Genomic DNA, 16,301 nt, shown 5'->3' on the forward strand with positions numbered 1-16,301 from the left:
GCGCGGTCAGGTCCCTGATCGTCGGTCGTGGCGCCGCTCGATGGGCACATGCGTGAGCACGCGGGAGGCTACCGCGTGCTCAGCTACGACCGGAGAGGTCAGCGGGTCGGGCGGACCCAGGTGTCCGGGTCCTCGTCCGCGTGATCCTCATCATCGTCGTCGACATACTCTTTGTAGTCGTCGTCGAAGTTGTGCTCAGACTTACCAGCACCCGCCAACTCGCGCTGCAAGGCGGTGAGGTCGGTGTTCGGGGAGTGGTACTTCAACTCCCGGGCCACCTTCGTCTGCTTGGCCTTAGCACGGCCGCGCCCCATGGCTCGACCCCCTCGCACAGAATGCGGGGCAGCCCGAAGGCGGGCCCCGATGACGTCAGGCATCTCTCGTGGCTCTTACGGTACATGGGGATGCCACCGTTCGGCACCTCGGGTTACCGTCGACCGGCCCTGCGCGTCGCGGTTATCCGGTCGTCACACAGTGTACCCGGTAAGGAGCGGTGCTGCGAGCACCCATGACACCGGACGAATCCCCACGAACCGACCCGATTCTCAGCTTAACGGCGTGCCCCGGTCCGGGGGCGGAACCGGCACGGCCCGCCCCCGGTGACCGGTCAGCGCAGGTGGATCGTGCGCAGCCGGCCGACGTCGGCCATCCGCCGCTCGGCCAGCCGGTCGGCGGCGACCGCCGGCGGCACGCCCTCGGCGTCGGCGAGCTGGAGGATCTCCCGGGTGGTGTCGTAGATCCGGGTGGCCCGCAGCTTGGCCCGATCGAAGTTGAAGCCCTCGATCTCGTCGGCGACCTGGATCACACCGCCGGCGTTCACCACGTAGTCCGGGGCGTAGAGGATGCCCCGGTCGGCCAGCAGCTTCTCGATGCCCGGGTGGGCGAGCTGGTTGTTGGCCGCCCCGGCGACCACCTTCGCGCGCAGCGCCGGCACCGTGTCGTCGTTGAGCGCGCCGCCCAGCGCGCACGGGGCGTACACGTCGATGTCGGCGGCGACCAGCATCGCGGCGTCGTCGACCAGGGTGACCTGCGGGTGGGTGGTGCGCGCCCACTCCAGCGCCTTCGGGTTGACGTCGGTGGCCACCACCTCGGCGCCGTCGTCGAGCAGGTGGCCGACCAGGTACTTGCCGACCTTGCCCAGGCCGGCCACGCCGACCCGCCTGCCGTGCAGCGTCGGGACGCCCCAGACGTGCTCGGCGGCCGCCCGCATGCCCTGGAACACGCCCCACGCGGTGAGGATCGAGGAGTCGCCGGCGCCGCCGTGCTCGACGCTGCGCCCGGTCACGTAGCTCGTCTCGCGGGCGATCACGTCCATGTCGGCGACGTAGGTGCCGACGTCGCAGGCGGTGTAGTAGCGCCCGGCCAGCGACTCCACGAAGCGGCCGTACGCGCGCAGCAGCGCCTCGGTCTTGATCTGCTCGGGGTCACCCCAGATGACCGCCTTGCCGCCGCCCAGGTCCAGCCCGGCGAGGGCGTTCTTGTAGGCCATCCCGCGGGACAGGTCGAGCACGTCGGCGAGGGCCGCCTCCTCGCTGTCGTACGGGTAGAACCGGGTGCCGCCGAGCGCGGGCCCGAGCGCGGTGGAGTAGATGCCGATGATCGCCTTCAGGCCGGTCTGCTTGTCCTGGCAGAAGACCACCTGTTCGTGACCGGTCGATCCCGGGTCGTCGTTGCTGGCGAATACGCCCATGGCTTGCTCCTGTGTCGGTGTGCGTCCTTGTGGGGCGCGGACCTGGTGGGACGCCGGCGGGATGCTGCCGGTGCCGCTGAGCCTAGTATCGGCCGACGCCGTCCGGTCGCCCCAGGCACGTGGGGGCGGCGCGACGGCGCTCGGGTCCCGATTCGTGGGAGGATCGCGCCGTGCCGTCGCTCTTCGCTTCATACCTGCGCGTGTACGAGCCGCTGACCGCCTTCGACCGGGACCGCCAGTCGTACTGGCGGCGCTACGTCGAACAGGGCCGGGCGGTCGCCCCGGTCGAGGGGCCGGGCCGGCAACGGACGTCGGTGATCGAGGCGCTCGGCGCCGGGTGGACCCGGCTGCCCGATCCGCCGGACGAGGCGTACGTCCTGGAGACGGACGACACGCTGCTGGTCTGCCCCTGGAACCTGCGCATCCGGGTGGCCGAGGCGGCGCTGAGCGCCCGCGACGGGGTGCCCCCGGTGCTCGCCGACGCGTTCGTGCCGCCGGTGCTCGCCGGCCAGGCCAAGGCGGTGGTGGAGGACTGGCGCAGCGGCGCCCGGGTGCTGGAGCACGGCGTGCCGCGGGTGCACGAGCAGGTGGCCACCTGGGGCGTGCCGCTGCGCTGGTTCGTACTCTTCGAGCCGGCCGAGCGGGACCTGGTCACCCGGCCCGGGCGGCGGGCGCTGCGCTACCGGACGGAGATCTCCAAGGCCCGGCGCCGGTCGTCGCGGGCGCTGTCCGTGCTGCGCAAGTCGGTCGGCGAGGCGCCGATCACCGAGGCGGTCGAGGAGGCCGCCCGCTGGCTGGAGGAGTTCCACCCGCGCTCGGTGGTCGAACTGGACTACGGCGGCCTGGTCGAACTGCTCTCCGACGAGACGCTGGCCGCCGACGACTCGCCCGAACTGGTCGCGACGGGTCTGGCCGGGCTGTCCCGGGGCGAGGCCGAGGAGGCGTCCGCGGCGTACGACAAGCTGGTGGCCCGGTGGCGCGCGGTGCAGTTGCTGGAAAGGTGCAACTGATCACCAACCGGTCAGGGAGCGCGCCCAAGGTGAGCAAGACTCGTAGCTAGCGCATCACGAACCGTGATCATGAGTCCGAATAAGGTACTTTCTGCCGTGTAAAAGTCGCATAAATCGGGCATGGTTCATCCGTCCGTCTAGGGACGTTCGGCCGTTCGGCCCATGTCGGACATCGGGGACTAGCCGGACCATGGGAGACGCGTCGGCCGGCGGGACCCCGGCCGATGTCTATACATGTGGAGGAGTGACCGATGGCATCGCGAACGCACGAACCAGAGCCGCTACTCACGCCGGCCGAGGTGGCGTCGATGTTCCGTGTCGACCCGAAGACGGTGACCCGGTGGGCGAAGGCTGGCAAGCTCAGCGCCATCCGGACCCTCGGTGGCCACCGCCGTTACCGCGAGTCGGAGGTCAGGGCCCTGCTGCAGGGGCAGATCCCCCAGCAGCGCCAGGGGGACTGACGGCCGGGAGCCAGCAGACGAACTGCCCGAGGGGGCGGTGGAGCCATTCCACCGCCCCCTCGTCGCGTCCGGTGAAGCGTCGTCCACGCGTGTCCCCGCTCAGCCGGCCAGGGTGACCCGGACGCCGACCGTCCCGCCCTCGCCCCGGCGCAACCGGCTGCCGAGCAACGAGAGCCGGCCGATCAGCCGGTACTTCTGCTTGATCAGGCCGCGTACGCGGCGGGTGCCGGCCGGGTCGCAGAGGGTGGCGTGGCCCGGCACCGGCTCGCCGTGCGGCCGACCCCGCACGTCGCACGGGGCCACGGTCACCTCGCCGCTGCGCCGGATCCGCTTCACCTTGCCGGAGTTCGCCGCCGTCCACACCGCCAGCGCGTCGCCGTCGCGGACCGCCCAGACCGGGGTCGCCACCGCCCGGCCGTCCTTGCGGAAGGTCGTGAGCAGCAGGTACTTCTCCGCCGCCAGGCGGTCCAAGGTGGTCACGCCGCCAGGATACGACCGCGCGGTTCACTGACCGGCCGGATAGCGTGAAGCCCGTGACGGGTGAGCCACGGATCGGTGACGTCTTCGGTGAACTGCTGCGCGATGCGTACGCGGTGGCCACCGGGGTCGGTCCGCGGCCACTGGCCGGCGGGCGGCTGCCCCGGCCGGTCATCGAGATCATCGAACGGGACGACGGGCTGGTCAACGGCGCGCCCGCCGCGCACTACCTGGACGGTCCCGCCGACTGGCAGCCGTACGACCGGCGGGCGGTGGACCGGGTGCGGGGCGCCACCCTGGACGTGGGCGTCGGCGCCGGCCGGATCGCGCTGGAGTTGCAGGACCGGGGCGTGCCGGTGACCGGGTTGGACACCTCGGCCGGGGCGCTGGACGTATGCCGGCGCCGGGGCGTACGCGACCTGGTGCACGGCACCGTCGACGAGCACGTCGCCGACGGCCGGCGGTACGACACGTTCTTGCTGCTGGGCAACAATCTCGGTCTGATCGAGGGGCGGGAGCGCGCCCCGGCGTTCCTCGCCGCGCTCGCCGCGCTGGCCCGCCCGGGCGCGCAGGTCATCGCGCACGGCACCGACCCGTACGGCACCCGCGACCCGGTGCACACCGGGTACCACGAACAGAACCGCCGGCGGGGCCGGCTCGGCGGCCAGCTGCGGCTGCGGCTGCGCTACCGCGAGCTGGGCACCCCGTGGTTCGACTACCTGGTCTGCTCGCCGGAGGAGCTGAGCACGCTGGTCCGGGGCACCGCCTGGCGACTGGCCGACGTGGACGACCGGGACGCCCCGTACTACCTGGCCACGCTCCGGCTGGCCGGCTGACGCGGACGGACCCCCGCCGCGTGGCGGGAGCCCGGGCGGATCGGTCAGACCTGGACGGTCGGCGGCAGCTGCTCGGGCGGGAGGCCACCGTCGCCGTCGATCACCTCGTCCGGGGTGCCGTCCTCGTCGAGGTCGACCATGGTGACGTCGACCTTGCCGTCGTGGTCCGTGTCGAACTGGAACAGGTCGGCCTTGCCGTCGCCGTCGGTGTCCACCACCCACACGTCGGTCCGGCCGTCGTTGTTGGTGTCGGCGCGCAGCAGCTCCACCCGCTCGTCCCCGCGGGTCTGCACGGTCTCGGTGGTCTCCGCGCCCGCGACGCCCTCCGGTGCCTGGCTCATCTCCACTGGTCCTTCCCTCGGTTGACCGCCGTCTGTACCCGATCCGCCGCGCCCCCACGCGTGCCGGCGTGACCGGGGCTCATAGGGTCGCACCATGAGCGAGCGTCAGCGAGCGGTTCATCGGTGCAGCGCGGTCGTGCCTCATGGCGGCATGAAGCGTGCCGGTGTGAGCGGACGGAGCGGACCGTCGGGCGCGGGTGACCCTCGCGTCGCCGCCGGACGCGGTGGGGAGGCGTGATGGGCGATCGGTTCGTCGTGGTGGGCGCCGGCACGATGGGGCTCGGCATCGCGTACGTGGCGGCGGACGCGGGACACGCCGTCGAGCTGGTGGAGGTCGACCCCGACCGGGGCGCGGCGGCCATGACGCGGCTCGACGAGCTGTGGGACCGGGCGGTGCGGCGCGGCAAGCTGACCGCCGACCGGGCGGCGGAGGACCGGGCGCGGGTCACCCTGCGCGCCGCCCTGACCGAGGTGGCCGACGGGCCGGAGGTGGTGGTGGAGGCGGTGCCGGAGCGGCTCGACCTCAAGCGGTCGGTGCTGCGCGACGCCGAGGCGCTGCGCCCGGCGCTGCTGGGCAGCAACACCTCCAGCATCCCGATCGCCGAGCTGGCCACCGGCCTGGCCCGGCCGGAGCGATTCCTCGGGCTGCACTTCTTCAACCCGGTCTGGGCGATGGCGCTGCTGGAGATCGTGGTCGGGCAGGCCACCGCCGAGGAAACCACCGCCGCGGCCGTCGCGCTCGCCGGGCGGCTGGGCAAGGACCCCGTCGTGGTACGCGACATGCCGGGCTTCGCCACCTCCCGGCTCGGCGTCACCCTCGGTCTGGAGGCGATCCGGATGGTGGCCGACGGGGTGGCCTCCCCGGCCGACATCGACAAGGCGATGGTCCTCGGCTACCGGCACCCGGTCGGTCCGCTGGAACTCACCGACCTGGTCGGGCTGGACGTGCGGCTGGACATCGCGCGCACCCTCCAGGCCGCGTACGGCGACCGGTTCGCGCCGCCGCCGCTGCTGGTGGAGATGGTGGCCGACGGGCGGCTGGGCAAGAAGTCCGGGCAGGGCTTCTACCGCTGGGAGAACGGGGTGAAGCAGTGAGCGCGAAGCTCGCGGGCCCCGCGATCACGAACGGGAGGCGAGCCGGGTGAGTGGGCTGCGAATCGAGGAGCACCCGGACCGGCTGGTGGTCACGCTGGACCGGCCGGAGAAGCGCAACGCGATCGACGCCGACCTGATCGCCGAGCTGCACGCGGTCTGCGCCGAGTTGGAGGCGCGGCCGCGGCTGCTGCTGCTCACCGGCGGGACGGACGGCATCTTCGCCGGCGGGGCGGACATCGGGCAGCTGCGCGAGCGTGGCCGACTGGAGGCACTCGCCGCGATCAACTCCGCCGCGTTCGCCCGGATCCGGGCGCTGCCGATGCCGACCGTGGCGGCGGTGGACGGCCCGGCGCTGGGCGGCGGCGCCGAGCTGGCGTACGCCTGCGATCTGCGGGTCTGCACGGAGCGCGCGGTCTTCGGCCAGCCCGAGGTGCGGCTCGGCATCCTGGCCGGCGCCGGCGCGACGCATCGGCTGCCGGCGCTGGTCGGCGAGGCCCGGGCCAAGGAACTGCTCTTCACTGGGCGCCGGGTGGATGCCGCGGAGGCGTTGCGGATCGGGCTGGTCAACCGGGTGGTGACTGAGCCCGCCGAGCTGCTGCCCAGCGCGCACGGTCTGATCGACGAGATGGCCAAGGGTTCCGCGCTGGCGCTGCGGCTGACGAAGCTGGCCGTCGACGCGCCGGCCGCCGCCCACCCCCAGCTCGACCTGGTCAGCCAGGCGGTGCTCTTCGAGGACGAGGAGAAGCACCGGCGGATGACCGAGTTCCTCGAACGGCGCCGCCCGCGCTGACCCCGGAACGACGGACGGCCGCACCGGTCAACCGGTGCGGCCGTCCCGCGTCTGGTGCGGCGGTCAGTGCCGGATCTGCACCCCGGCGTCCGCCAGCGCCCGGATCACCTGCGCCGACTCGGCGAACCCTATGATCAGCACGGCCTCGGCGCCGAAGTCCTTGATCTCCTTCGCCCCGGCGGTGAAGTCGACCGGCGCGGCCTTGGCGTCCTCCGGCGGGTCGTAGGTGAGCAGCTTGACCCGGTCGGAGCCGAAGCCGGCCCGCTCCAACTCCTCGCGGACGTTGCCCTGCAGGCCCTCACCGTAGGAGTCCTTGCGGGCGACCAGAGCGATCTTGCGCGGACCGTCGCGCAGTATCACGTCGGCGAGCGCCCGGCCCTGGAGGCTGTCCGGCGGCGCGGTACGGAAGTAGAGGCCGTTGTCGTCCACCTCGGTCAGGCTGGCGTCGGTGTTCGACGGGGAGATCATCACCTTGCCGGCCTTCACCACCTCCGGCAGCACGGCCCGGGAGATGCCCGAACCGCCGGCGCCGATGATGACGTGCACGCCCGCCTCGACGTGGCTGGCCACGGTGGCCTTGGCGATCTCCGGGTTGGTGCCGTCGTCGCCGTCGATCCAGGTCACCGGCTCGCCGAGCACGCCGCCGGCCGCGTTGATCTCCTTGAGGGCCAGCGCCGCGCCGGCCGCGATCGGCGGGTTGGCCAGGGCCAGGTCACCCGTCTTCGGCAGCAGGCCGCCCAGCACCAGCGGGGCGTCCGCGGCCTTGCCGCGCTGCTTCTTCGGCTTCGGCGGGGCCTTGCTGCTGGCCGCCGACTCGTCGCCGGCACCGACGAACTCGGTCTTGCCGTCGTTGAGCTGCTGACCGTCGAAGTGCAGCGTGGCGTAGCTGGCGGTGGCCGGCTCGCCGGCGTCGGTGAAGCCCGCCCGGGTCAGCGAGACGCTGCGGTACTCGACGTCCTGCCCGTTGCGGGCCAACGCGAGGCAGCTCGCCGGGTCCTCGCAGCGCTGCCCGCCGTTGGTGACGCCGACGATCTGCTTGGCGATGGCGGCCGGGTCGGTGGTGCCGGCCAACTGGGCGGCCAGCGCGCTGATCACGACCGCGTCGTACGCCTCGGCGGAGTAGAGGAAGTCGCCCAGCTTCGGGTCCACGGTGCGTAGCCGGTTCTTGAAGTCCTCCGGCAGCGGCGTGAGCGGCGTGGTGCCCTTCATGCCGTCGACCAGATTGGCCCGCTCCTTCAACTCGGCGGGGTACGAGTTGAGCATGTTGCCGTCGGTCCCGTAGAGGCGCACCTGGTGGGTGGTCGCCTCCTCGGGCTGGTCGGTCCCGCAGGCGCTGGTAGCGAGCAGGAACGTCGCGCAGGCGGCCAGGGTGGCTGCCCGCGAGGCGCGTGAGATGAGCATGGTCGTCCTTCCTCCGGCGAAGGTCCGTTGCGCACATTAGCGTGCCGGCTCGAACCGTGGGACCGTGGAGCCCTGTCAATCCGCAGGTAGACCGCGCTGCCTACGCAGAGTGACGAGTGGCCGGAGGTGGTGGCTTGACCCGTCCCTCTACTGTGCGGTGCGTGACGAACTCACCACAGCAGATCCGCGACGACGCGGCCGCCGTGCTCCACTCCGCGCTGGCCGGCGACGGCGACGCGGTGGTGGGCACGTTCGACGCGGTGGTCGACCGGTCCGGCCTGGCCGGCGCGTACGGAGTGGCGTGGTGTCTGGCCGCGGCGATGGTGGGCGACGAGGTGCCGCGGGGGGCGTGCGCGCTGGACTTCCCCGGCATCGACCAGGCCGGCTACGACACCCGCTGGGTGGCCCGGTTCGTCAGCGCGTACGCCAACGCCGACGTGGACACCGGCGAGGCCCTGTTCGGCGCGGCCGCCGCCGACGGTCTGCTGTCGGACTGCCTGCTCACCCTCGCCGGCTCGACGGTCGCCACGCTGCGCCACCGAGCCGGCTGAGCCCCTCCCGACCGGTGGTCGGCGCGCCGGGAGGTCGGGCCGCCGTGATAGGTCTGTGGGCATGTCCGAGGCCATGCTGAGCAAGGTGCGCAAGCTGCTGGCCCAGGCCGAGGACCCGGCCTGCACACCGGCCGAGGCGGCCGCGTTCACCGCCAAGGCTACCGAGTTGATCGCCCGCTACGGTGTGGACCGGGCGCTGCTCGCCGTCCGTGACCCGGCCACCGACCCGGTCGGCGACCGGGTGGTCGAGGTGGTCGCACCGTACGCCCGGGACAAGGCCGGTCTGCTCGCCGCGGTCGCCGAGCCGCTGCGCTGCCGCTGCGTACGCCGCCGCCAGGGCAGCGGGTTCGCGATGCACCTGTTCGGGTTCGCCAGCGACCTGGAGCGGGTGGACCTGCTCTTCACCTCGCTGCTGGTGCAGGCGGCACACGGGCTGGCCGCCGCCGTGGTGCCGGCGGGGGAGCATCCGGCCGCGTACCGGCGCTCCTGGCTGGCCGGCTTCGCGCAGGTCGTCGGCGGCCGGCTGCGCGCCGCCGAGGAGGTCGCGGCCACCGAGGCGGGCGGCCGATCGGTCGCGTTGGTGCTCGCCGACCGGTCCGACCGGGTGCAGCGGCGGCTAGCCGAGGTCTATCCGCGGCTGCGTACCGCGCCGCCGCGCCGGTTGGCCGGCTCCGGGTTCGGCTCCGGTGCGGCCGCCGGTCGCCGCGCCGACCTGGGTGGCCGGGGAGTTCCCGCCCCCGGCGGCCGGCCCGGCCTGGGCCGCTGAGCCGCCGTCAGCTGATGTCGGCGTGCCGTCCCACCGAGGCGGCGTAGCGGGATAGCAGTTCGTGCCAGCCGGCGGTGAGCGCCTGCCGGTAACCCTCCGCGGCGTCGCCGTGCCGGTCGAAGTGCCGGTGCACGACCTCGACCCGGGTCTGCCCGGGACCCTCCGGGTGGAAGAGCACCTCCACCTCGCTGGCCTGTGCCGGGTCCGGCACCGGCACCCGGTCGGCGCCGATCTGCCAGGTGAAGACCAGCCGCCGGGGCGGGTCCCAGGTCAGCACCCGGCCCCAGTCGTTGCGGAAGCCGTACGGGCCGACCTCGTAGAGCATGCCGCCGGCCCGCGGCTCGATCCCCAGCTCGGCCAGGTGCGCCGGCCCGGACCAGGTGTACTCGGTCACCCACCAGTCGGTCAGCGCCCCGGTGAACACCGCGAACGCCTGCGCGGTGGAAGCGGGAACGAGGAGACTGCTGCGTAACGAGAACCGCTCGGAATCCTGCTGGATCGTCGCCGGACCGGCCGTCTCCTGTCCCATAGGCCCGGACCATACCGGCTGATGCCCCGGTGTGCAGCTTCGAGCGGTGCCCGGTTCCGGACAGCCGACGCGGGCAGGGATGGTCGCCCCGCGAACGGGTAACCGCGCCCGGTGCGGCCGGGCCCTCCCGGCCGCAGTCGTCAGCGGGGGAGCGACGGAGATGAGTGAAACCGGGTCGGGCCAGCAGGGTCAGCGGCAGGAGCAGCCGGGGGGCCAGCAGCCGGGCGAGCGCACCCGGCACGCGCAGTACGGCGAGGAGCCGCGCGGGCCGGGCCGGCAGGGTGAGCCGGACGTGCTGCTGGACGTGCCCGACCTCCGGGTGGAGTCGATCCGGCTGGCCGTCGACGACCTGCGGGCCGACCTCTCGCTCAAGGCCCGGCTGGCGAACCTGGTGCAGTTGGACGCCGGCGTGCGGGTCGACCTGCACGGCGTCGAGCTGGACATCACCGACGTACACGCCGAGGCCGTGCTGAAGGTGCGGCTGGAGGAGCTGCGCCGGATCCTGGACCGCGCCCTGACCACCATCGAGCGGAACCCGCAGATCATCGAGACGCTGGCCGGCAGCGTCGGCGGGGTGGTCGACGACGTGCACCGGAGCGCCCAGCAGGTCACCGGCAGCACCGAGCACCTCGACACCGTGGTGGACCGGCTCGGCAAGCAGATCGGCTCGATCAGCGCGCAGGCCAGGTACCAGGGGCCGGAAGCGGTCGTCCAGCAGGCTGCCAAAGGCGGCCAGGAGCAGCGCGGTGGTGGCGAGGAGCAGGGTGGCGGTGGCCAGCAGCAGGGTGGCGAGGCCGGGCAGCGGCAGCAGGGCGGCGGGGCGCCCGGCGGTGGCCAGGCCGAGCAGGCGCGGCCGGGCGGTGCGCCGGGCCGGCCGGGTGGCGGCCAGGGGCAGCAGCCGGGTGGTGGCGGGCGCCAGCCGAGCGGTGCCGGGCCGGGCCGGCCGGAACAGGGTGCGCAGGGCGCCGGTCAGGGCAAGCCGGGCGCCGGTCAGGGTGGGCAGGGTGCCGAGGCCGCTCCCAGCTCGGCGGACCTGGCCGCGCAGGCCAGCGAGGCGCTCCGGCAGGCCGGGCGCAGTGTCTGGGAGGCGATCCAGAGCGGGGTGAGCCAGCACCGGCCGCGCTGACCGGAGGGATTCCACGCGTCACATCGGGCCCAGGTGCTCGATCGTGACGCGGTGCTGCTCGGCCAGCCGCTGGGCGATCAGCGAGCGGTGACAGGCCTCAGCGTCGCGCTCGACGCAGAGCAGCGCCGCGGTCCCGCCGCTCGGCAGCGCCGACACGATCGGCGTGAGGTCGACGCGATCGAGGATCTCCATGCGGTAGCGGCGGGTGTACTCGGCGGCGAGCTGTTGGCGCGATCGCTTGCCGACCCCGTGGCGGTCGTCCTCGGCGTACTGGAGTCGGCGTAGCTCGGTGGTCGGGGCGAGTTCGGGGTGATGCGCGTAGGCGATCCAGGCCTGGGCGAGGGCCGCCTGCAGGCGGAGGGAGTTCGCCCAGGCGTACTCGGGGCCGCGGACGCTGCGGCGCTGGCGAACGTCGAGCAGCAGGCGGACGTCCGCGTGCCGCAGTCGTCGCAGGAAGGACTCGGCGTCGAAGCCGTAGACGCCGATCGTCGCCATTCCGCGCACCGGAACCACCCGCCTGTCTGCTACTCGTGCCGCCCCCGGCAGCCCTGCCGGGGGCGGCGAGGTCGGATCACGCGACGGCGGTCCCCTCGAGCTCGACCATCAGGTCGGGGATCGCCAGCCGGGTCACCCCGAGCATCGTGGTGGTCGGCGCCACCCCGGCCGCGCCCAACCGCGACGCCAGCACGCCGTAGTGCTCGAAGAGCAGATCGACGTCGGTGGTGTAGACGTTGAGCCGGACGAGGTTCTCCAGGGACATGCCGGCCTCGCCGAGCACAGCCTCCAGGTTGTCGAGGCTCAGCGCCAGCTGTGCCGCCATGTCACCGGCATGCTGGGGCTTGCCCTCGTCGTTCGTCGCGGTCTGCCCCGAGCAGTACAGGGTCCGGGTGTGCCGGGAGACGAGCTCACCCTGGTTGAATCCCATCGGCACCGACCAGGTCACCGGGTTGACCGCCGTTCGCTCCACAGCCACATCTGCTCCATTCGGCTCATCGTCGATCGGCTCGGTAGCCAGCTCGACGTCGTGGTGAGGAGCCTGTCAACGAATCACGACATCCTGTGTCGTGTATTCCTGGCATGATCTTCCGGGTGCGGGCCGACCGGTTGGTCTCGCTGGTGCTGCTGCTGCGCCAGCGCGGTCGGCTGTCGGCGACCACGCTGGCCCGGGAGCTGGAGGTGTCCACCCGCACCGTGCTGCGGGACATCGAGGCGCTGTCCGCGGCCGGCGTTCCGGTCTACGCCGAACGCGGCCGGCGCGGCGGTTTCGCGTTGTTGCCCGGCTTCCGGACCGAACTCACCGGACTGAACCACGAGGAAGCGCTCGCCCTGCTGGTCGCCGGATCGCGGCGCGGCGCGCAGGCATTCGGCCTCGGCTCGGCGCTCGCTTCGGCCATGCTCAAGGTGGTCGACGCGCTGCCCGAAAGCTATCGGGACACCGCGGCCGGCGCTGTCGAGCGACTGCTCATCGACCCGGAGACCGACCTGCTCGCGCGCCGGCAGGTCGCCGAGGAGGTGCCCGACGCCATCGTGGCCGAGGTCCGGCGCGCGGTGTTCGCCGGGCACAAGCTGCGCATCCACTACGCGGCCGTGGGCCGGGCCCCGCGGTGGCGCACGGTGGACCCGATCGGCCTGGTCACGGTGCGCGACCAGGGCTACCTGCTGGCCACGCGGGCTGGCGAGGACCGTACCTACCGGCTGTCCCGGGTGCTGGCCGCCGAGGAACTCGCCGAACCCGCACAGCGACCCGACCGGGTCGATCTGGACCGGGCCTGGCAGGAGCGCAGCACGCGGTTCCGGACCGGCGGCGACCAGGTCACCGTGCTGGTACGGGTGAACCCGGCGCGGCGCGAGGACCTGGTGGGCACCGCGCTGGCCGTCCTCGCCGAAGCGACCGAGGCGGACGGCTGGCTGCGGCTGGAGGTGACCTTCCAGGATTCGAGGCACGCCGAGTGGGCGCTGTGGCAGCTCGCCATGAACGCGGAGGCCCTGGCCCCGCAGTGGTTGCGCACCTCCCTGCGCAACCGCGCCGCCGCGATCACCACCCGCTACGGAGCGCCGTCCTGAGCTGACCAGGGTTGCGGCGACCGGGCTCGCCTACAGGTGGGGGTAGTGGTACGGGAGCGACCTGCAGCGAACGGGCAACCTGCGGCGGCGATCAGGGGCGAAGGGCGATCACGGCCAGCGACGATCACGGCAGCAGGGCCACATACAGCAAGATCCCCACCGACGTTTCCGCTGGTGGGGACCTCTGTAGCCCGGCGAAAGGCTATGTGGCCAGGGGCGGGGTCGAACCGCCGACCTTCCGATTTTCAGTCGGACGCTCGTACCAACTGAGCTACCTGGCCGTGCTCCCGGCTCATGCTACCCGCAGGGCGGGGAATCCGCCGCGAGGGTCGCACGCTCCGATACGCAGAACGCCGCGCGGGTTGGGCGCGGCGTCAGCGCTGGCGGTCCTGACGGGACTTGAACCCGCGACCTCCGCCTTGACAGGGCGGCGAGCACTCCGACTGCTCCACAGGACCTAGCTTTGTTGCTCCGGCTTGCGCCGGTCGTGCCCCCAACGGGATTCGAACCCGTGCTACCGCCTTGAAAGGGCGGCGTCCTGGGCCGCTAGACGATGAGGGCGGCCCCGCCATCATTGCACACTCGCAACTTCAAGCGGACTTGCTCCCATCCGGCCCCGCCGGAGGCTTGGAAAGCATACGTGATGCCCGGCCGGTCGACCAAACCGGTATGGCAGTAGCCACAACGATCCACGAAACCGCAGGTCAACCGGGTTCAGCGGAGCTTGGTGACGCCGTAGCGGCGCTTCAGGTCACCGATCAGGGCGGGGCAGGCGGCCAGGGTCGCGTGTCGGTCGCCGCCCCCGTCGTGCAGCAGCACGACCGCGCCGGGCCGGGCGGCGGTGTGCACCCGCTTGGCGATCGTGGCCGCGGGCGGCTTCCCCCAGTCCTGCGGGTCCACGGTCCAGTGCAGGGACTTCATGCCGAGCTGCTTGGCGGTCGCCACCACCTCGGCCGTCCACCGCCCGCCCGGCTGCCGGTAGAACGGCACCCGCGCCCCGGGGACGGCCGCCTGGATGGCCTTGTTCGTCCGGACCAGGTCGGCCCGGATCTCCGCCACCGGCCGCCGGCCGAGGTCCAGGTCGTGGTTCCAGCTGTGGTTGCAGAGCTGGTGGCCCTCCCGGACGATCCGCTGGACCAGTTGGGGGTGCCGGCGGGCGTTCCGCCCCACCACGCAGAAGGTGGCGGTGACCCGGGCCGCCCGCAGCCGGTCGAGGACCTTCGGCGTCCAGACCGGGTCGGGCCCGTCGTCGAAGGTGAGCGCCACCTGGCGGACGCCGGTGCCGCGCTGCAACCCAGCCGGCAGGGTCTTCGGCAGCGGACGCAGCCGGGGGCGGGACGGCGTGCTCCGGGTCGGGCGGGGTGCCGGGGTGGCGTCGGGCGTGGGGGTGGCCGTACCGGCGACGGTCGGTGGGGGTGCCGGCCGCACCTTCGCGGTGCTGCTCTCGCCGGCGAGGACGATCACCAGGACCAGGGCGTACGCCAGCAGGGCGCGGTGACGCATCGTTCGCTCCCGGAGGGGGTCGGGGTCCGCGGACCCCACGACGGTAGTGGACGCCCGCCGTGACCCGGGAGCCCGGTCAGCTCGCCGCCGGCCGGTCCAGCGCGTCCCGCACGGCCACTGCCAGCGACAACGCCTCGGAGAGATCGACCGGTCGGACCACCCCCGCGGGCAGCGTGTCGGCCTGCCAGCCCGGCCCCGCCGCGAGCACCAGCAGCGGCCGGCGGTGTGCCGCCAGCAGGGCGGCGAGCTGGCCCGGATCGGCGGTCGTCCGGGTGTGCGACCAGACCACCACGGCGGCCGGTCCGGTCCGGTTGACCGCCTCCAGCAGTGCCGGCACCGGCACCCGGGCGCCCAACATCCGGTAGCCGGCCCCGACCTCGGCGAGCGCGGCGGCCAACGCCTCCAGCGGCAGGCTGTGCTGCTCCTCGTCGGCGCAGGCGAGCAGGATGCGCGGCGGCCCGGCCGGCGCCGCGGCCCGGGCGGTCGCGGCGAGGGACTCGGAGACGCATCGGGACACCAGGTGCTCCACCTCGACCAGGCCGCCGGTGGCGTCGTGCCGCTCGCCGATGCCGACCAGCACCGGTCGCAGCAACCCGTCCCAGGTGGCGACCACCCCGTCGGTCGCGATCGCGCGGGCGATCGTCTCGCTGATCGCCACCGAGTCCAGCCGCAGCGCGGCCCGGGCCAGGCCCCGGGCCGCCGGACCGGCCCGGCCCACCGGGATGGTCGGTCCGCCGTCGCGGCCGACGGCGGTACGCGACCGTACGTCGGCGCCGGGGCGTGCGACGTCCGGACCCTGGCGGGCCCAGCGGGCCGCCTCGGCCGGGGCCACCCCCTCGGCGGTGAGCCGGCGCATCACCTCCAGCCGGGCGAGGTCGGCCGGCGTGTAGCGCCGGTGGTGCCCGGGGACGTGTTCGCTCGGCCCCAGCCCGTAGCGCTGGTGCCAGGTGCGCAGCGTGGTCACCGCGACCCCGAGCCGCCGGGCGACCGCCCCCGCGCTCAGCGCCTCATCGGCCACCCGGCCGCTCCGGCGCGTCGTCGGCCGGCAACCCGGCCGGCAGTCCGGACGGGTTCACGGCCGGGCCGGCCAGTTGGCCGTCCGGGTTCAGCAGGCGGTTCACCACCCCGCCCAGCCACGGCGCGTACGCCCGGGGGTCGGTGTCCAGGTCGGCCGCCAGCTCGGCCGGGTCGACCCAGCGCAGCTCGGCCACCTCGTCGGGGTCTGGACGCAGCGGGCTGCCCGGCCGGAGGTCGCCGCGCAGGACGTGGTCGTACTCGAACTCGACCCGCCCGGTGACCGGATCCTCGGCGTAGTAGACGTACACCCCGAGCTCGGTGAGCTCGACCGGGCCGGCGCCCAACTCCTCGCGGAGCCGGCGGTTCGCGGCGTCGACCGGCGACTGGCCGGGCGTGGGGTGGCCGCAGCAGGAGTTGGCCCAGCGCAGCGGGAAGCGGGTCTTGGCCGCGGCCCGCCGTTGCAGCAGCACCCGGCCGTCCGGGTCGACCAGCACCACCGAGAAGGCGCGGTGCAGCTGGCCCGGCGGCTGGTGCGCAACCGACACGGTCGTCTCGCCGACCGCCCGACCGGCGTCGTCGACCAGCTCGACCAGGTGGCTCTCCCGGGAGGTCACCGATTCCTGCCCTTCCAGTCCGAGGGGACG

General features: G+C 73.5%; 20 protein-coding genes and 3 tRNA genes. 9 read left to right on the plus strand and 14 right to left on the minus strand.

The annotated features are described in order from the left end of the window. Nucleotides 1-98: 98 nt before the first annotated feature. Complete coding sequence (locus GA0070609_RS29900; RefSeq protein ID WP_088996883.1) at nucleotides 99-314, minus strand: DUF3073 domain-containing protein; 216 nt, start codon at nucleotides 312-314, stop codon at nucleotides 99-101. A gap of 293 nt (nucleotides 315-607) precedes the next feature. Further along, on the minus strand, nucleotides 608-1,690 hold the full coding sequence (locus tag GA0070609_RS29905) for a Glu/Leu/Phe/Val family dehydrogenase (protein WP_088996884.1): 1,083 nt from the start codon (nucleotides 1,688-1,690) through the stop codon (nucleotides 608-610). Between the two features lie 170 nt (nucleotides 1,691-1,860). Here GA0070609_RS29905 and GA0070609_RS29910 point away from each other — a divergent pair, with 170 nt between their 5' ends. Both GA0070609_RS29910 and GA0070609_RS29915 read left to right on the plus strand, forming a co-directional pair. Next, nucleotides 1,861-2,700 carry a hypothetical protein gene (locus tag GA0070609_RS29910; RefSeq protein WP_088996885.1) on the plus strand — a complete coding sequence of 280 codons (840 nt, stop codon included), beginning with the start codon at nucleotides 1,861-1,863 and terminating at the stop codon, nucleotides 2,698-2,700. Nucleotides 2,701-2,951: 251 nt separating this feature from the next. Continuing rightward, nucleotides 2,952-3,161 (plus strand): BldC family transcriptional regulator, encoded by a 210-nt coding sequence (locus GA0070609_RS29915; protein ID WP_007073996.1) that lies wholly within the window; start codon nucleotides 2,952-2,954, stop codon nucleotides 3,159-3,161. A 99-nt stretch (nucleotides 3,162-3,260) separates the two neighbouring features. On the opposite strand, the gene GA0070609_RS29920 is transcribed toward GA0070609_RS29915, so the two are convergent. Continuing rightward, nucleotides 3,261-3,641 carry a PPOX class F420-dependent oxidoreductase gene (locus GA0070609_RS29920; protein WP_088996886.1) on the minus strand — a complete coding sequence of 127 codons (381 nt, stop codon included), beginning with the start codon at nucleotides 3,639-3,641 and terminating at the stop codon, nucleotides 3,261-3,263. A 53-nt stretch (nucleotides 3,642-3,694) separates the two neighbouring features. On the opposite strand from GA0070609_RS29920, the gene GA0070609_RS29925 reads away from it, so the two are divergent. After that, the gene (locus GA0070609_RS29925) at nucleotides 3,695-4,474 is read left to right on the plus strand and encodes a class I SAM-dependent methyltransferase (protein WP_088998045.1); all 780 of its coding nucleotides are present in this window, start codon (nucleotides 3,695-3,697) and stop codon (nucleotides 4,472-4,474) included. A 44-nt stretch (nucleotides 4,475-4,518) separates the two neighbouring features. Here the strand turns inward: GA0070609_RS29925 and GA0070609_RS29930 are convergent, their stop codons facing one another. Then, nucleotides 4,519-4,815 carry a hypothetical protein gene (locus tag GA0070609_RS29930; protein ID WP_088998046.1) on the minus strand — a complete coding sequence of 99 codons (297 nt, stop codon included), beginning with the start codon at nucleotides 4,813-4,815 and terminating at the stop codon, nucleotides 4,519-4,521. Between the two features lie 237 nt (nucleotides 4,816-5,052). Here GA0070609_RS29930 and GA0070609_RS29935 point away from each other — a divergent pair, with 237 nt between their 5' ends. After that, on the plus strand, nucleotides 5,053-5,910 hold the full coding sequence (locus GA0070609_RS29935) for a 3-hydroxyacyl-CoA dehydrogenase family protein (protein WP_088996887.1): 858 nt from the start codon (nucleotides 5,053-5,055) through the stop codon (nucleotides 5,908-5,910). A 46-nt stretch (nucleotides 5,911-5,956) separates the two neighbouring features. Further along, entirely contained in the window at nucleotides 5,957-6,700 is a 744-nt protein-coding gene (locus tag GA0070609_RS29940) for an enoyl-CoA hydratase/isomerase family protein (protein WP_088996888.1), read from the plus strand. Nucleotides 6,701-6,763: 63 nt separating this feature from the next. Here the strand turns inward: GA0070609_RS29940 and GA0070609_RS29945 are convergent, their stop codons facing one another. Continuing rightward, nucleotides 6,764-8,101: an ABC transporter substrate-binding protein gene (locus GA0070609_RS29945; RefSeq protein ID WP_088996889.1), complete on the minus strand. Its 1,338-nt coding sequence runs from the start codon at nucleotides 8,099-8,101 to the stop codon at nucleotides 6,764-6,766. Between the two features lie 161 nt (nucleotides 8,102-8,262). Between GA0070609_RS29945 and GA0070609_RS29950 the strand changes: the two genes are divergently transcribed. Both GA0070609_RS29950 and GA0070609_RS29955 read left to right on the plus strand, forming a co-directional pair. Next, on the plus strand, nucleotides 8,263-8,652 hold the full coding sequence (locus GA0070609_RS29950) for a hypothetical protein (RefSeq protein WP_088996890.1): 390 nt from the start codon (nucleotides 8,263-8,265) through the stop codon (nucleotides 8,650-8,652). A 61-nt stretch (nucleotides 8,653-8,713) separates the two neighbouring features. Further along, nucleotides 8,714-9,418 carry a DUF2786 domain-containing protein gene (locus GA0070609_RS29955; RefSeq protein WP_088996891.1) on the plus strand — a complete coding sequence of 235 codons (705 nt, stop codon included), beginning with the start codon at nucleotides 8,714-8,716 and terminating at the stop codon, nucleotides 9,416-9,418. A gap of 7 nt (nucleotides 9,419-9,425) precedes the next feature. On the opposite strand, the gene GA0070609_RS29960 is transcribed toward GA0070609_RS29955, so the two are convergent. Then, nucleotides 9,426-9,947: an SRPBCC family protein gene (locus GA0070609_RS29960; RefSeq protein ID WP_088996892.1), complete on the minus strand. Its 522-nt coding sequence runs from the start codon at nucleotides 9,945-9,947 to the stop codon at nucleotides 9,426-9,428. A gap of 160 nt (nucleotides 9,948-10,107) precedes the next feature. Between GA0070609_RS29960 and GA0070609_RS29965 the strand changes: the two genes are divergently transcribed. Then, on the plus strand, nucleotides 10,108-11,073 hold the full coding sequence (locus GA0070609_RS29965) for a hypothetical protein (protein WP_088996893.1): 966 nt from the start codon (nucleotides 10,108-10,110) through the stop codon (nucleotides 11,071-11,073). Nucleotides 11,074-11,091: 18 nt separating this feature from the next. Here GA0070609_RS29965 and GA0070609_RS29970 read toward each other — a convergent pair whose 3' ends face one another. Next, nucleotides 11,092-11,568 (minus strand): DUF488 domain-containing protein, encoded by a 477-nt coding sequence (locus GA0070609_RS29970; RefSeq protein WP_231928456.1) that lies wholly within the window; start codon nucleotides 11,566-11,568, stop codon nucleotides 11,092-11,094. A gap of 76 nt (nucleotides 11,569-11,644) precedes the next feature. Further along, entirely contained in the window at nucleotides 11,645-12,046 is a 402-nt protein-coding gene (locus GA0070609_RS29975; RefSeq protein WP_231928457.1) for a RidA family protein, read from the minus strand. A 104-nt stretch (nucleotides 12,047-12,150) separates the two neighbouring features. Here GA0070609_RS29975 and GA0070609_RS29980 point away from each other — a divergent pair, with 104 nt between their 5' ends. After that, a complete protein-coding gene (locus GA0070609_RS29980) occupies nucleotides 12,151-13,137 on the plus strand; it encodes a helix-turn-helix transcriptional regulator (protein WP_231928458.1) in 987 nt (328 codons plus the stop codon). A gap of 207 nt (nucleotides 13,138-13,344) precedes the next feature. On the opposite strand, the gene GA0070609_RS29985 is transcribed toward GA0070609_RS29980, so the two are convergent. The 6 genes from GA0070609_RS29985 to idi form a co-directional block, all read right to left on the minus strand. Continuing rightward, nucleotides 13,345-13,418 (minus strand) — tRNA-Phe (locus GA0070609_RS29985). A gap of 100 nt (nucleotides 13,419-13,518) precedes the next feature. Continuing rightward, nucleotides 13,519-13,595 (minus strand) — tRNA-Asp (locus GA0070609_RS29990). Between the two features lie 30 nt (nucleotides 13,596-13,625). Then, a tRNA-Glu gene (locus GA0070609_RS29995) sits at nucleotides 13,626-13,698 on the minus strand. A 153-nt stretch (nucleotides 13,699-13,851) separates the two neighbouring features. Beyond that, on the minus strand, nucleotides 13,852-14,640 hold the full coding sequence (locus tag GA0070609_RS30000) for a polysaccharide deacetylase family protein (RefSeq protein WP_088996895.1): 789 nt from the start codon (nucleotides 14,638-14,640) through the stop codon (nucleotides 13,852-13,854). 76 nt (nucleotides 14,641-14,716) lie between these two features. Beyond that, on the minus strand, nucleotides 14,717-15,658 hold the full coding sequence (locus GA0070609_RS30005; protein ID WP_088996896.1) for a MerR family transcriptional regulator: 942 nt from the start codon (nucleotides 15,656-15,658) through the stop codon (nucleotides 14,717-14,719). After that, nucleotides 15,648-16,271, minus strand: coding sequence for an isopentenyl-diphosphate Delta-isomerase (idi, locus tag GA0070609_RS30010; RefSeq protein ID WP_088996897.1), 624 nt, complete (start codon nucleotides 16,269-16,271; stop codon nucleotides 15,648-15,650). The genes GA0070609_RS30005 and idi overlap by 11 nt, the downstream gene beginning before the upstream one ends. Nucleotides 16,272-16,301 lie beyond the last annotated feature (30 nt).

This window comes from Micromonospora echinaurantiaca, from assembly GCF_900090235.1.
GTDB lineage: Bacteria > Actinomycetota > Actinomycetes > Mycobacteriales > Micromonosporaceae > Micromonospora > Micromonospora echinaurantiaca.